Genomic DNA, 14568 nt, shown 5'->3' with positions numbered 1-14568 from the left:
CAGTCGAGAAGATGCTGGATGTGCCGGCGCCTTCGCGAGCAAGCTCGCTCCCACAGGGTCTGGTGGCGTACACAAATATTGCAGGCACCCCAAATTCACTGTGGGAGCGAGCTTGCTCGCGATAGCGGACGTCCAGCCATCGCCCCACAAGGGCTCAGGGTTCCAGGCCGATCGGGAAGAACACGCCGCCGCTCCACACGCCCAACCAGCGCTGCCCGTCGATCTCGCGACTGACCGCCAGCTCCACCAATTGGTAGAACACATTGCGATGGACCAGCGCTTCGAGATTGCTGCGCACGTGCACGTAGGGCGCCGGTTCCTGGGTCTGGGGATCGATCACCACCCGCAACGGATGCTCGGCGCCAGCCTCAGTGGTTTCCTCGACATTGGTGGTGAAGCGCAACAACTGCCCTTCCCCCTGCCCTTCAACCTCAAGGGTCACGGCCACGAACGGCGCGTCGTCGACCTTGATGCCGACTTTTTCCACAGGGGTAATCAGGAAGTAATCATCGCCGTCGCGGCGGATGATGGTGGAGAACAGCTTGACCATCGGTTTTCGTCCGATGGGCGTGCCCAAGTAGTACCAGGTACCGTCCCGGGCGATGCGCATGTCGATGTCACCGCAGAAATCCGGGTTCCACAGGTGGACCGGCGGCAGGCCTTTGGTCTTGGGGATCTGCCCCAGCAAGTCATTGGCTTTTTGCGGTCCGCTCATGGTGACTCCTTGTGATTACTCGTCGCTCATCCCCAACAGGCTGCGGGCATATTCACGCAACGGCGTGGCGATGAGGTCCTGGGGCTGTTTGTCGTGCAACGTCAGTAAACCGCCACGACTCTTGATCCGTGCAGTATCAATCAAATACTGGGTACTGGTCTCGATCAACATGATTTGAATCACGCTGGTATCGACACCGAGGCGATCCACGGCTTCTTCATCCAGCCATTCGTCGGAGTTGCCGATGCGGTTATCGGCCTTGGCGAAGCGGGTGTACAACAGGTAATGAGCACCCGCGGCACGGGCTTCGCCCATGGCCTGGTCGAGGCCTTCGGGAACACGGGCGCGACGGACCATGGGGAAATATTCGATGAAGCCATTGAAGGCTTCTTCGGCCACCACGTTGGGACGCGGATAGGCACTGCCCGGCGGAGCGAAGGCGCCCTGGGCGATGTAGATGAACGAGTCAGGCTGAATACGCAGGTTGTTTATACGACGGCTGTCGCTATGATCCAGCAGGCCGGCGTCGCTCATGTGATAACGAACGCCCTCTCCCATGTCGCTGACATTCATGCAACCGCCAAGCACCAAAACGGCCAGCAGCAAAACCAGGCTACGCATCCTACCCTCCAGAAACCGGTGTCGGAAAACCGGCGAATGGTCGTGGGATGCAGCTTTTGCGCCAGCTCATCGAGATGGGGAGTCAGATGTACCCAGGGGAATGGGAAATTGTTATCGCGGGCAGGCCTTGCTCCCACAGGGTAAGCGTCGTACTTGTGGGAGCAAGGCTTGCCCGCGATAGCAATGGATCAGCCGCCGATGATCTTCATGATGGTCGCACCACCGGAGAACGCCACTTCCTGCTTGTCTCCCAAGGCTTTGACCAGCAAGCGCTGAAGAGCGGGCAACGCCTGGTGACGCGGCTTGTCCAGGAGATCGCCGACAAAGTGACGGTTACTGGAGGAAAGGCAGCCATGCAACCACCCCGTAGAGGACAGCCGCAGGCGCGAGCAGGTCCGGCAGAAAGGCACGCTTTCATTGGCGATCACGCCGAAATACCCCAGCCCCGGGATTTCATAGCGCACCGCCGTGGCATCCACCGGCGCGTCGGCTTGCAGGTATTCGTACTGGTCGCCGATCAGGCTGAGCAGTTGCTGAAGGCTGACGAACTGCTGCAGGAAGGCGTTGGAGTCGCTGGCCAGGTGGCCCATGCGCATCAACTCGATGAAGCGCAACTCATAACCACGTTCCAGGCAGTACTCGAGCAACGGCATCACCTGGTCCAGGTTCTGTCCGCGCAACGGCACCATGTTGACCTTGATCTTCAACCCGGCGGCCCGAGCCTGTTCCATGCCGTCGAGCACGGTCGCCAGGTCGCCGCCACGGGCGATACTGCGAAACGCAACGGGGTCCAGGGTGTCGAGGGAAACGTTGATGCGACGAATACCGGCGTCCACCAGCAGGGGCAGTTTTTTCGCCAGCAACTGGCCATTGGTGGTCAGGCTGATGTCTTCCAGGCCCATTTGCCCCACAGCCGTCATGAATCGCTCGAGCTTGGGGCTGACCAGCGGCTCGCCACCCGTGATGCGCAGCCGCTCGATACCGGCGGCCTCGATCAAATAGGCCACGCCGCGCGCCATGGCGTCGGCCGACAATTCATCCTGCGCAGCCACCAACCGCTTGCCATCAGGCACGCAATAGGTACAGGCGTAATTGCAGGCTGAGGTCAGGCTGATCCGCAAATTACGGAAACGCCTGCCTTGACGGTCAACGATCATGGATCACTCCGGCACAAGAAAAATCGGACTCGCGATAATTGACCTGGAAATCAAGATTTCGCAAGACCCAAGCCTGAGTATATTACTGGGGCACTGCGCCATGTAAGCGGACATGGCGCAATAAGGCAGCTGAATGTCTTGTTGCCTTGCGGCCAGTCAGTTGCTCGGGACGTCGGTGTCGCGCTTGCGCTTGTTGCCCATGCGCACGCCGATGTCCATCAGGAACTGGAAGAAACCTTCCTGGTCTTCCAGCACGTTGCTCCAGAACGGCGAGTGGTACAGCGCCACCGCGCCATGCACCAACGCCCAGGCAGCGCAATAGTGGAAATAAGGCGGCACGTCCTCGAGCTTGCCCTCGTTGATCCGGCCCTTGATCAGCAGGGTCAGGCGTTCGAAGTTCGAGGCGCGGATCTTGTGCAATTCCTCGACCATCTCCGGCACCTGGTTGCCCTTGACCACCTTCTCTTCCAGACGGTCGAACAAGCGGTAGCGCTGCGGGTCGCGCATGCGGAACTCGAAGTAGGCCCGGGACAGGGCCTCCTTGTCCTTGTCCACATCGGCCGAGTGCAACAGCTCGTTCAAATCGCGCTCGTAGTCGAGCATCAGGCGCAGGTAGATCTCCGCCTTGGATTTGAAATGTTTATAAATCGTGCCTTTGCCGATACCCACGGCATCCGCAATCATCTCGACGGTGACACTGTCTTCACCCTGGTCGAGGAACAACTTGAGCGCGGTGTCGAGAATTTCCTGCTCGCGGCGGCGAAACTCACGGACCTTACGGGGTTCTTTGTGCATAAGAAAAAGGTCTGAAGGGTCAAAATTCGAAGCCGGGTATTATGCCTAACTTACGCAAAAATGCACGGATCATCCGCTCCCGGCCACTGTTCTTCACAAAACCATACACACCCGGCTCGCCGTTTCCCGGGTCAATGCGCCGCCCTGGCGAGCTTTGCCGACAGTGAGAACTTATCCGAAGCGAGCGTATTCCAAATTTGTTTAAAAACCGCCCCGGCCCGACTGGACGCGTTGGCATACTGATCAATACTTGAACTGTCGGCGCGACATCTCCCCCAAGTGACGCGCTGATAAAGGTACCAACGGACCGCGTGCCTTTGTTTTACTCCTAATGGTCTTAACCCGGATTCACCCCCCAGAACCCGGGTTTTTTTTGCATGGGATTCAGGCATCCACCGAACGGACGTGAGCCAGCGGAAACAATTGCTTAAAGTTTTCCGTCGTCTGCTCGGCAAACCGTTCGTAGGACTCACCACGCAACATCGCCAGAAATTCTGCCACTTCCCGTACGTATTGCGGAAGGTTCGGCTTGCCGCGATACGGAATCGGCGCCAGGTAAGGCGAGTCGGTTTCCACCAACAGCCGATCGGCCGGCACTTTGCTCGCGACGTCGCGCAAGGCATCGGCATTGCGGAACGTGACAATCCCGGACAAGGAAATGTAATAGCCCATGTCCAGGGCCGCCTTGGCCATGTCCCAGTCTTCGGTGAAGCAATGCAGCACACCGGCCTGGGGCAGCGCGGCGTCACGCAGCAGGCCCAGGGTGTCGGCCCGGGCGCCACGGGTGTGGATGATCACCGGCTTGCCGGTCTGCCGGGCAGCTTCCAGGTGCAGCCGGAACGAGGCCTGCTGCACATCGGCGGCTTCTGGCTCGTAGTGATAGTCCAGGCCGGTTTCGCCAATGGCGACCACCCGTGGATGATCGAGCTCACGCAACAGCCAATCGAGCGCCGGCGCGGCGTCGGGCTGGACATCCAGTGGGTGGACACCGACTGAACAATCGACATCGGCATAACGTTCGGCCAAGGCCTTGACGTCGGCGGCGTTGTCGGCGCTGACGCCGATGCACAGGAAGTGCCCCACACCCCGCTCACGGGCTGCGTCCAGCGCAGCATCCAGGGAACCGCCGTGGGCAGCGAGGTCGAGACGGTCAAGGTGACAATGGGAGTCTACAAGCATAAAAGGCCAGGCTACATCGTATGGGTGGGACGGTCGGACTTCAGGGAGCCGGCCAAGTGGGTTTCGATCTGATTGCGGGCCGAATTGTCGCCGTCGTTGAACTGCACGCCTACACCGGCGGCCCGATTGCCCTGGGCGCCCTTGGGGGTCAGCCAGATCACCTTGCCGGCGACCGGGATTTTCTCCGCCTCGTCCATCAGGCTCAAGAGCATGAACACTTCATCGCCCAAGCGATAATTCTTGTTGGTCGGAATGAACAAGCCGCCGTTCTTGATGAAGGGCATGTAGGCGGCGTAAAGCACCGACTTGTCCTTGATGGTCAGGGACAGGATGCCGTTGCGTGGACCGGGACTGACAGGTTCGTTCATGCTGATCTCCGCTGCGGTTGAGCTGAGTTTAGTCGCTAGCTCGTGTCTGTCAGTTTCGACCAGGCAAACTCGCCCACTGCACCAACAGCGCCTCGAGCAACAGCACCCGATTGAGGTTCGCCTTGCTCAGCACCTTCTGCCGTTGGGCAAGAATCCAGTCCTGGATGTTCAAGATTTTATCCTGGCTGCTTTTTTGCGCCAGGTACTGGATCACCTTGCGCATGTCCGCCAGCCCCAGGCCCGCCTCGTCGTCGGTCAACTGGTAACGCAGGATCAGGCTCGACCAGTCGCAGAACCAGTCAAACAGCAGGAGTAGCGGGATGGCGTTCCAACCCTCGGCCAGCTGCGTGGGGGATTGTTGCTGCTTGAGCAGTTTCTTCACTCCGTCCACCACCAAGGCCCGCTGTTCACGCACGCCTTGGGCCTGAAGGCTGACAGCCGCCAGGGGCGAACCGGCCGCGAGGGTCAGCAACTCGATACGTTCTTCATCGGTGTTGTCGGGCAAGGCTTGGGCCAGCCATTGCAAGCTCATCGCTTCGCTCGGCAGCGGACAGGCCTGTTGCACGCAGCGACTCTTGATGGTTGGCAACAAGCGACTCGGCTGGTGACTGACCAACAGCAGCACGGTATCGCCGGAGGGTTCTTCGAGGCTCTTGAGCAAGGCATTGGCAGCGTTGATGTTCATCGACTCGACCGGCTCGATCAGCACCACTTTGCGCCCGCCCATCTGCGAGGTCTGAACCACGAAGCTGACCAGGTCCCGGACCTGGTCGACCTTGATCGCCTTGTCCGCCTCTTCCGGTTCCAGCACGTAATTGTCGGGATGGCTGCCGGCCTTGAGCAGCAGGCAGGACTTGCATTCACCACAGGCGTTCGAAGCCCCCGGACGCAGGCACAGCAGGCTGGCCATCAGGCGTTCGGCCAGTGCCCGCTTGCCGATGCCGACCGGGCCGTGCAGCAGATAGGCGTGGGCATGCTGGGCACGACCGGCCAGTTGCTGCCAGAGACCGTCTTGCCAGGGATAGGCTTCAGCCACGGACACGCTCCAGCAAACGTGGCAACAAGCCGTCCAGGGATTGCTGGACCTGGGTCAGCGGCTGCGCGGCATCGATCAGCAGGTAACGCGCCGGATCGGCCTTGGCGCGCCCCAGGAAGGCGTTGCGCACGGCATTGAAGAAATCCTGGCCCTCAAGCTCGAAACGATCCAGCCGGCCACGGGCGCTGGCGCGGGCCAGGCCAATTTCCACTGGCAAGTCGAACACCAGGGTAAGGTCTGGCCGCAGGTCACCCTGGACGAAGGTTTCCAGTGCGGCGATGCGCTCCACGGACAAGCCCCGGCCGCCGCCCTGGTAGGCGTAGGTCGAATCGGTAAAACGATCGCAGAGCACCACGGCGCCACGGGCCAGCGCCGGGCGAATCACCTCGGCCAGATGCTGCGCCCGGGCAGCGAACACCAGCAGCAGCTCAGTGTCAGGATTCATGACCTCTTCAAGGGGAGCCAGCAGTACCTCGCGAATACGCTCGGCCAGCGGCGTGCCGCCCGGCTCACGGGTCAATACCACCTCGATGCCTGCGGCCCGCAGGCGTCCGGCCAGGTATTCGCGGTTGGTGCTCTTGCCGGCGCCTTCCGGGCCTTCCAGCGTTATAAACAAGCCAGTCACGGGGCGATCCTTAATCAAAGTCATTGCGGGCTCGGTGGCTCGCTGGCGTCCGGTTCGGGGGCCGGTACCTGGGGCGGCACCTGGGGCACCGCTTCGGGGGCCGTGTCGGGCGATGCCGCCGGGATCGGCGCCTGCTCGTCCGGCGTGGCCGGGGCCGGGCTGGAGCGGTAGTCGGCACGGCGCTTGAGCTGGAACTCGCGCACCGCGTTGTTGTGCGACTCCAAGTCATCGGAAAACACGTGGCTGCCATCGCCACGGGCGACAAAGTAAAGGCTGTTGCCCGGCGCCGGGTTCAACGCGGCGTGAATCGCTTCACGTCCCACCATCGCGATCGGCGTCGGCGGCAAGCCCGGGATCAGGTAGGTGTTATAGGGGTTTTCTTCTTTCAAATGGGCGCGGGTGAGTTTGCCCGTGTAACGCTCGCCCAGGCCGTAGATCACCGTGGGATCGGTCTGCAGCAGCATGCCCAGGCGCATGCGCCGTACGAAGACGCCGGCAATCTGCCCGCGCTCCTGGGGCACGCCGGTTTCCTTCTCCACCAGGGACGCCATGATCAGCGCCTGGTACGGCAAGGTGTAAGGCACATCGGCGGAACGCTGTGCCCACTCTTTGGCGAGCACGTCTTCCAGGCGGTCGTAGGCTTTCTTCAGCAGGTCGACATCCGAGGTACCGCGCACGAAGCGATAGGTGTCCGGGAAGAACCGACCCTCGGGAAATACGCCCGAATGACCGAGACGGTCCATGACCTGGCTGTCGCTCAGGTTGGTGAGGGTCTGCTGGAGTTTCTCATCCTTGGCCAGTGCGGCACGCACCTGGCGGAAATTCCAGCCCTCCACCAGCGTCACGCTGTACTGCACCACTTCGCCGCGCTTCCAGACGGCGATCAGGCCTTCCATGGTCATGCCCGGCATCATACGGTATTCGCCGGAGTGCAATGGCTGGTCGGCAAGATTGAAGCGCCAATAGATCCGCAGCCAGAAAGCGTCCTTGATCAAGCCATCGGCTTCGAGGCGCTTGAGGGTTCCGGTCGGGGTGGTCCCGTTGGGTACGTCCAGCAATTCTTCCTGGGTGATATTCAGCGGCTGTTGCAGCGCCGAATGAATCTTCCAGGCCGAAGCACCCAACAACAGCCCTGCCAGGACCAGTCCGGTCTCCAGCAGCAGCAAGAATTTACGTCTCACGAATCAAACATCCAATAGCGCACGGACAAGGGTCTGCAGTTTACGGGTGAGCGGGCCAACCGACCAGCGCGCCGAACCGCATCCGCGCACCGGCCACACACCATAAACGCTATTACAGACGAAGACTTCATCGGCCTGGTGCAGTTGTTCGAGGCTGATGTCGGTGATTTGCGTGACGAGGCCTTGGGACTTGGCTTGAAACAATAATTCGGCGCGCATCACGCCGGCCACACCGCAACGGCTCAGGTCTGCCGTGAACAAGACGCCATCGCGCACCAGGAACAGGTTGCTGAACACACCTTCGATCACTCGTCCGGACGCGTCCAGCATCAAGCCTTCAGCGTACTGCGTATCGCGCCATTCGGCACGAGCCAGCACTTGTTCCAGGCGATTGAGGTGCTTGAGCCCGGCGAGCAAGGGCTGCTCGGACAAACGCACGGTGCAGGGAAACAGCAGAATGCCTTGGTCGCCATGGACGGCGGGATAGGCGGCCGGCGGACTGCCTTGCAGGATGCGCCTGGCCGGAGCCGAGGCATCGGCGGCATAACCGCGCAGGCTGTCGCCACGGGTCACGATCAACTTCAGCACGCCGTCGCCCAGGTCGCGGGCATAGGCATCCAGCTCTGCGCTCAACGCGCTCATGTCGACGTTGAGCGCCAACCGCTGGCAACCTGCGTCCAGGCGCTGCAGGTGACGCTCCAGCAACAGCAGGTTGCCACCGCGCACGGCGATGGTCTCGAACAACCCATCCCCGTAAGCCAGGCCGCGATCTTTCAGCGACAGGACGTCGGCTGGCTGACCGTCGACCCAGCTTTCCATCAACCGGCGAACCGGCGGAACACCAGCGAACCGTTGGTCCCGCCAAAGCCGAAGGAGTTGGACAGCACCACATCGATGTCCATGCTGCGGGCAGTGTGCGGCACGAAGTCCAGGTCGCAGCCGTCGTCCGGCTCATCGAGGTTGATGGTCGGCGGCGCCGTCTGGCTGTTGATCGCCAGTACGCTGAAGATCGCTTCCACCGCCCCAGCCGCACCCAGCAGGTGACCGGTCATGGACTTGGTCGAGCTGACCGCCAGCTTGTAGGCGTGCTCGCCGAACACGGTCTTGATCGCCTGGGCTTCGGCCAGGTCGCCGGCCGGTGTCGAAGTACCGTGGGCGTTGATGTACTGCACCTGCTCGCCATTGATTTTCGCGTCACGCAAGGCATTGGCGATGCAACGGGCCGCACCGGCGCCATCAGCCGGTGGCGAGGTCATGTGGTACGCGTCGCCACTGGTGCCGAAGCCGATCAGTTCGGCGTAGATGGTCGCGCCGCGCGCCTTGGCGTGTTCCAGCTCCTCGAGCACCAGCGCACCGGCCCCGTCGGACAGTACGAAGCCATCGCGGCCCTTGTCCCATGGCCGGCTAGCGCGGGCGGGCTCGTCGTTGCGGGTCGACAGCGCACGGGACGCACCGAAACCGCCCATGCCAAGACCGCAAGCGGCCATTTCAGCGCCACCGGCGATCATCACGTCCGCTTCGTCGTACATGATGTTGCGCGCGGCCATGCCGATACAGTGGGTACCGGTGGTGCACGCCGTGGCGATGGCGTAGTTGGGCCCCTGGGCACCCAGGTGGATGGACAGGAAACCGGAAATCATGTTGATGATCGAGCCCGGCACGAAGAACGGAGAAATCCGGCGCGGCCCCGAATCGTGCAGCGTGCGGCTGGTTTCTTCGATATTGGTCAAACCGCCAATACCCGAACCCATGGCCACGCCGATGCGTTCACGGTTGGCGTCGGTGACTTCCAGGCCAGCGTTACGCACTGCCTGGAAACCGGCGGCCAGGCCGTATTGAATGAACAGGTCGAGCTTGCGGGCCTCTTTGACCGACAGGTACTCCTCGACATTGAAGCCCTTTACCGAGCCGCCAAAACGGGTGGAATAGGCAGAAAGGTCGGTGTGTTCGATCAGACCAATGCCACTGCGGCCAGCCAGAATGCCCTGCCAACTGCTCGGCACATCCGTACCCAGTGGCGACAACATACCCATACCGGTGACTACGACGCGTCTACGCGACACAGCACTCTCCTTTTTCTAATGACGACTTTGCATCAGGCCTAAAGAAAAAACCGCACGCCGTGACGGCAGTGCGGTTTTTCCATGACAGCTAGCGACGACTAAAAACGATTACGCCTGGTGGCTGGTAACGTAGTCGATAGCAGCTTGTACAGTAGTGATCTTCTCAGCTTCTTCGTCAGGAATCTCGGTCTCGAATTCCTCTTCCAGAGCCATCACCAGCTCAACGGTGTCAAGGGAGTCGGCACCCAGGTCTTCAACGAAGGAAGCGGTGTTCACAACTTCTTCTTCTTTAACGCCCAGTTGCTCGGCAACGATTTTCTTGACGCGCTCTTCGATGGTGCTCATACCTTGTTTTCACTCCTAATGGACAAATTCAGGCAGCTGGCCGGTGGGTAAGTGTATAGAAGAACTTTTCGGTTTTTCAACCGAAAGCTTCACTCCTCAAACCCCGCGGCCCGCCGTCTATAAATTGATTGCAGCTTTATAACGGATTTTAGACAGCTCGTATGACATTTTTTTGAAGCAATCCGTCACATTTAACTCATGTACATCCCGCCGTTCACCGGGATTGTAGCCCCGGTCACGTATGCCGCACCGTCCGACGCAAGAAAAGCGACCACGGACGCGATTTCTTGAGCTTGCCCCAGACGACCCAGCGGAATCTGTGTCAACAAGGCGTCGCGCTGTGCTTCCGGCAGTTCACGGGTCATGTCGGTGTCGATGAAACCCGGTGCTACCGAGTTTACCGTAATCGAGCGCGAACCCACTTCACGCGCCAGCGCACGGCTGAAACCTTCCAGACCGGCCTTCGCCGCAGCATAGTTTACTTGGCCTGCGTTGCCCATGGCACCCACAACCGAGCCAATACTGATAATTCGCCCCCAGCGAGCCTTGGTCATGCCACGCAGAACGCCCTTGGACAGCCGGTACAGGCTGTTCAGGTTGGTGTCGACGACGTCGAACCATTCGTCATCTTTCATGCGCATCATCAGGTTATCGCGGGTGATACCGGCATTATTGACCAGGATCGCCGGCGCGCCGAACTGCTCCTGAATGCTTGCCAGCACCGCCGCAACGGATTCGTCGCGGGTGACGTTCAGCTCGAGACCGGTGCCCTGGATGTCGTTTTCCTTCAGGGTCGCGGCGATACGCTCGGCGCCCGAAGCGGAAGTCGCGGTGCCGATGACGATGGCGCCTTGACGACCCAGCTCCAGGGCGATGGCCTGGCCGATGCCACGGCTCGCACCGGTCACCAGTGCAACTTTACCTTGCAGACTCATGCAAGCTTCTCCTGTTCAGGCCTGCGCTGCACGGGCGGCGGCGAAGGCGTCTGGGGTATTGAGGTTGGAAGTCGACACGCCTTCGGCGCAGCGTTTGTTCAGGCCTGCCAGCACTTTGCCAGGACCGCATTCGACCAGTTCGGTCGCGCCCTTGGCTGCCAGGGTCTGCACCGATTCGACCCAGCGAACCGGCTTGTAGAGTTGTTCCAGCAGATCACGCTTCAAGGTCTCGAGATCAGGCGCTACGTCGGCGCTGACATTCTGCACCACGGGAATCTGCGGGGCCTGCCAATCGATGGCGGCGATGGACTCGGCAAAGCGCTCGGCGGCCGGACGCATCAGTTCACAGTGCGACGGCACGCTGACCGGCAGTGGCATGGCGCGCTTGGCACCACGGGCCTTGCAGCCCTCGATGGCACGCTCGACAGCCGCCTTGGCGCCGGCGATGACCACCTGGCCCGGGGAGTTGAAGTTCACCGCGCTGACCACTTCGCCTTGCGCCGCCTCGGCACAGGCCGCCAGTACATCGGCGTCTTCCAGGCCGAGGATCGCGGCCATGCCGCCCTGCCCGGCCGGAACGGCTTCTTGCATCAACTGGCCGCGACGCTCCACCAGTTTCACCGCGGCGCCCAGGCTCAGGCTGCCAGCGGCCACGAGGGCGCTGTATTCGCCCAGGCTGTGACCAGCGACGAATGCGGGGCGCGCGCCGCCTTCAGCCAGCCACAGGCGCCACAAGGCGATCGAGGCGGTGAGGATGGCCGGTTGGGTTTTATCGGTTTGATTGAGCTGCTCTTCCGGCCCTTGCTGGGTCAGTGCCCACAAGTCATAGCCGAGCGCATCGGACGCTTCTTTGAATGTTTCGAGGACCAGCGGGTATTGCGCGCCCAGCTCGGCCAGCATGCCGAGGGACTGCGAGCCCTGCCCTGGAAAGACGAATGCGAGGGAAGCAGACATGAAAACAAAGCCCCTAATGATCTTGTCGTCAAAAATTGACGCCCCTGGGGGCGCTAGCAAACTGAAAGTTGGATGGCGGGTTGAACCGACCGGTCACATTTAAGCATTGTCGGACGAAAACGCCTAAGTTAACAAATCCTCGAGGCGACCGTGCAGGCGCTCCGGCAGGTTCTCCTGGATCTCGATCACCGCTCGGTTGATCGCACTTTGGAAACCCTGCACGCCCGCCGACCCGTGACTCTTGATCACGATACCTTGCAACCCGAGGAAACTCGCACCGTTGTGCCGCGCCGGCGCCAGGTCCGCCTGCAAGCGACGCATCAACGGCAGCGCCAGGGCACCGACCATCCGCGAAGCGAGGCTCTGCCTGAACAAGGTCTCGATGCGCTGGCCGATCATGGTCGCCAGCCCCTCGCTGGACTTGAGCAGGATATTGCCCACGAAACCGTCACAGACCACCACATCGGCCTCGCCACGGTACAAACCGTCGCCTTCGACGAAACCGATGTAGTTGATGCCCCGCGCCGCCTGCAACAACGTGGCCGCCAGCTTGACCTGCTGGTTGCCCTTGATGTCTTCGGTGCCGATGTTCAGCAACGCCACGCGAGGACGCACGATGCCCAGGGTTTCGGCCGCGACCGAGCCCATCACCGCAAACTGCAGCAGATGCTCGGCACTGCAATCGACGTTCGCCCCCAGGTCGAGCAACTGACAGAACCCACGCTGGGTCGGGATCGCCGCCACCATCGCGGGCCGGTCGATACCCGGCAAGGTCTTGAGCACATAGCGCGACAGCGCCATCAGCGCACCGGTATTGCCCGCGCTGACACAAGCCTGGACCTTGCCATCACGCAGCAGCTCAAGGGCCACGCGCATCGAGGCGTCAGGCTTGCTGCGCAGAGCCTGGGCCGGCTTTTCGTCCATGGTGATGATTTCGGACGCCGGGACAATCGTCAGGCGCGCGCGATCTACAGCCGATTGGCCGCTGAGCATGTCTTCCAGGAGGGGGGATTGACCGACGAGGGTCAGGTGCAGCGAGGGTGTGGCATTCAGACAAGCAAGGCTGGCCTGAACAATGCTGCGGGGACCGAAGTCCCCGCCCATTGCGTCAATCGCGATGACTTGAGCGGACAAGTGATTACTCGTCGGCGCCCTTGTCGATCACTTTACGGCCACGGTATACGCCTTCTGGCGATACGTGGTGACGCAGGTGAACTTCACCGGTGGTCTTTTCTACGGACAGGGTGCTAGCCTCGAGAGCGTCGTGCGAACGGCGCATGTCACGGGCAGAGCGGGATTTTTTGTTCTGCTGAACAGCCATAATTGATTAACTCCTAAACGTTTGGGTCACGCTTTAACTGCGCCAATACACTGAACGGGTTGGACCGCGTTACCTCGTCCTCGCTCGGTTCGGGCTCATCTGCTCCCGCCGGCTGCTGGCATTCTTCCGGATGATGAGCAGGCACAATGGGCAAGGCGAGCAGAAGCTCCTCCTCGATCAGTGACTGCAGATCCAATGGATCTTCGCCCAGTTCCAGCACGTCATAACCTTTCGGCAACGACTGGGTATTCGCACCCTCCTTCACCACGGCGTAACTGCATTCGCTGTGGATCGGCAGGGTGACCAGCTCAAGACAACGCTGGCAAACCATTTTGACTTCAGTGTCGATAAAGCTGTGGATAACCACAGATTTACGTTCATCTCGTTCAAAAACGAATTTGGCCTGGACCGTACCGACATCGTCGGAAAGCGGGTCGCAGAGTCTCTTCAAATCGGCCAGCAGCAGTTCACCTTGAAGGGTGGTGCCACGGTCAGCCAATTTGCGCGGGTCAACGTGAGGTGGAATCGGGTCATTCAACATAGGCGCAGCATTATAGGGATGCCCCCGGCCATGTCAAAGGAAATTCAGCCCTGTCCGTCACTTGCGTGCCTCGCTAGAATTCGTCCCCGACTCCTGGAGATGCCCATGCTGCCTTTATTACTTGCCTCAAGCTCGGTCTATCGCCGGGAATTGCTTGCCCGCCTGGGACTGCCGTTCGTCTGCCACTCACCCGATATCGACGAAAGCCATCGGCCCGGCGAACCCGCCCTCGAACTGGTCAAGCGCCTGGCCCGGGAAAAAGCCCTGGCATTGGCTCAAAGTTATCCAGGACACCTGATTATCGGCTCAGACCAGGTCGCCGTGCTCGGCGAGCGCATCCTGGGCAAGCCTCACACCTTCGAGAACGCCCGCGAGCAACTGCTGGCCGCCAGCGGCGCCAAGGTCACGTTCCTGACCGGCCTGGCACTGCTCAACAGCCAGACAGGCGCCTGCCAGGTCGATTGCGTTGCGTTTACGGTCAATATGCGCACCCTGGATCCAGAGCGCGTCGAACGCTATCTGCGCGCCGAGCAACCCTACGATTGCGCCGGCAGCTTCAAGGCCGAGGGACTGGGCGTAAGCCTGTTCCAGAGCACCCAAGGACCGGACGCCACCAGCCTGGTCGGACTGCCGCTGATTCGTCTTGTGGACATGTTGCTGGCCGAGGGCGTGCAAATCCCCTGAAGCCCGGGCATTGAGAGTAACCACTGCCAAATACAAAACTTGTGGCGA

General features: G+C 61.0%; 18 protein-coding genes. 1 reads left to right on the top strand and 17 read right to left on the bottom strand.

What is annotated here, in order from left to right; genetic code table 11:
• Positions 1-154 precede the first annotated feature (154 nt).
• From BLO80_RS16885 to BLO80_RS16805, 17 genes are all read right to left on the bottom strand, one after another.
• Complete coding sequence (locus BLO80_RS16885) at positions 155-715, bottom strand: DUF1285 domain-containing protein (RefSeq protein ID WP_060741241.1); 561 nt, start codon at positions 713-715, stop codon at positions 155-157.
• A gap of 15 nt (positions 716-730) precedes the next feature.
• Positions 731-1336 carry a DUF4823 domain-containing protein gene (locus tag BLO80_RS16880; protein WP_092201928.1) on the bottom strand — a complete coding sequence of 202 codons (606 nt, stop codon included), beginning with the start codon at positions 1334-1336 and terminating at the stop codon, positions 731-733.
• A 188-nt stretch (positions 1337-1524) separates the two neighbouring features.
• Entirely contained in the window at positions 1525-2493 is a 969-nt protein-coding gene (locus tag BLO80_RS16875; RefSeq protein ID WP_072406311.1) for a GTP 3',8-cyclase MoaA, read from the bottom strand.
• Positions 2494-2649: 156 nt separating this feature from the next.
• The gene (locus BLO80_RS16870) at positions 2650-3288 is read right to left on the bottom strand and encodes a TetR/AcrR family transcriptional regulator (protein ID WP_092328260.1); all 639 of its coding nucleotides are present in this window, start codon (positions 3286-3288) and stop codon (positions 2650-2652) included.
• A gap of 384 nt (positions 3289-3672) precedes the next feature.
• Positions 3673-4467, bottom strand: coding sequence for a TatD family hydrolase (locus BLO80_RS16865; RefSeq protein WP_092328262.1), 795 nt, complete (start codon positions 4465-4467; stop codon positions 3673-3675).
• Positions 4468-4478: 11 nt separating this feature from the next.
• A complete protein-coding gene (locus BLO80_RS16860) occupies positions 4479-4835 on the bottom strand; it encodes a PilZ domain-containing protein (RefSeq protein ID WP_092201924.1) in 357 nt (118 codons plus the stop codon).
• A gap of 49 nt (positions 4836-4884) precedes the next feature.
• Positions 4885-5871, bottom strand: a complete 987-nt coding sequence (locus tag BLO80_RS16855) for a DNA polymerase III subunit delta' (protein ID WP_092328263.1) — start codon at positions 5869-5871, stop codon at positions 4885-4887.
• Positions 5864-6496: a dTMP kinase gene (gene tmk / locus BLO80_RS16850; RefSeq protein WP_092328468.1), complete on the bottom strand. Its 633-nt coding sequence runs from the start codon at positions 6494-6496 to the stop codon at positions 5864-5866. Before tmk ends, BLO80_RS16855 begins: the two co-directional genes overlap by 8 nt.
• Positions 6497-6516: 20 nt before the next feature.
• Positions 6517-7677 carry an endolytic transglycosylase MltG gene (gene mltG / locus BLO80_RS16845; protein WP_092328265.1) on the bottom strand — a complete coding sequence of 387 codons (1161 nt, stop codon included), beginning with the start codon at positions 7675-7677 and terminating at the stop codon, positions 6517-6519.
• Between the two features lie 3 nt (positions 7678-7680).
• Entirely contained in the window at positions 7681-8496 is an 816-nt protein-coding gene (gene pabC, locus BLO80_RS16840) for an aminodeoxychorismate lyase (protein ID WP_092328266.1), read from the bottom strand.
• Complete coding sequence (gene fabF / locus BLO80_RS16835; protein WP_060741232.1) at positions 8496-9740, bottom strand: beta-ketoacyl-ACP synthase II; 1245 nt, start codon at positions 9738-9740, stop codon at positions 8496-8498. The genes pabC and fabF overlap by 1 nt, the downstream gene beginning before the upstream one ends.
• 108 nt (positions 9741-9848) lie before the next feature.
• Complete coding sequence (acpP, locus tag BLO80_RS16830; RefSeq protein ID WP_003175607.1) at positions 9849-10085, bottom strand: acyl carrier protein; 237 nt, start codon at positions 10083-10085, stop codon at positions 9849-9851.
• 191 nt (positions 10086-10276) lie between these two features.
• Entirely contained in the window at positions 10277-11020 is a 744-nt protein-coding gene (gene fabG, locus BLO80_RS16825) for a 3-oxoacyl-ACP reductase FabG (RefSeq protein WP_092328268.1), read from the bottom strand.
• A gap of 15 nt (positions 11021-11035) precedes the next feature.
• On the bottom strand, positions 11036-11974 hold the full coding sequence (gene fabD / locus BLO80_RS16820; protein WP_092328270.1) for an ACP S-malonyltransferase: 939 nt from the start codon (positions 11972-11974) through the stop codon (positions 11036-11038).
• A gap of 123 nt (positions 11975-12097) precedes the next feature.
• A complete protein-coding gene (gene plsX, locus BLO80_RS16815; protein WP_092328271.1) occupies positions 12098-13108 on the bottom strand; it encodes a phosphate acyltransferase PlsX in 1011 nt (336 codons plus the stop codon).
• Positions 13109-13112: 4 nt separating this feature from the next.
• On the bottom strand, positions 13113-13295 hold the full coding sequence (gene rpmF / locus BLO80_RS16810; protein ID WP_003179396.1) for a 50S ribosomal protein L32: 183 nt from the start codon (positions 13293-13295) through the stop codon (positions 13113-13115).
• A 13-nt stretch (positions 13296-13308) separates the two neighbouring features.
• Positions 13309-13836, bottom strand: coding sequence for a YceD family protein (locus BLO80_RS16805; protein ID WP_003204262.1), 528 nt, complete (start codon positions 13834-13836; stop codon positions 13309-13311).
• Between the two features lie 105 nt (positions 13837-13941).
• On the opposite strand from BLO80_RS16805, the gene BLO80_RS16800 reads away from it, so the two are divergent.
• Complete coding sequence (locus tag BLO80_RS16800; RefSeq protein WP_092328273.1) at positions 13942-14520, top strand: Maf family protein; 579 nt, start codon at positions 13942-13944, stop codon at positions 14518-14520.
• The last annotated feature ends 48 nt before the right edge of the window (positions 14521-14568 follow it).

This window comes from Pseudomonas sp. NFACC56-3 (genome assembly GCF_900100025.1).
Lineage (GTDB): Bacteria > Pseudomonadota > Gammaproteobacteria > Pseudomonadales > Pseudomonadaceae > Aquipseudomonas > Aquipseudomonas fluorescens_AA.
Note: the sequence above shows the minus strand (reverse complement) of the source record. Positions and strands in the feature narration are given on the sequence as shown.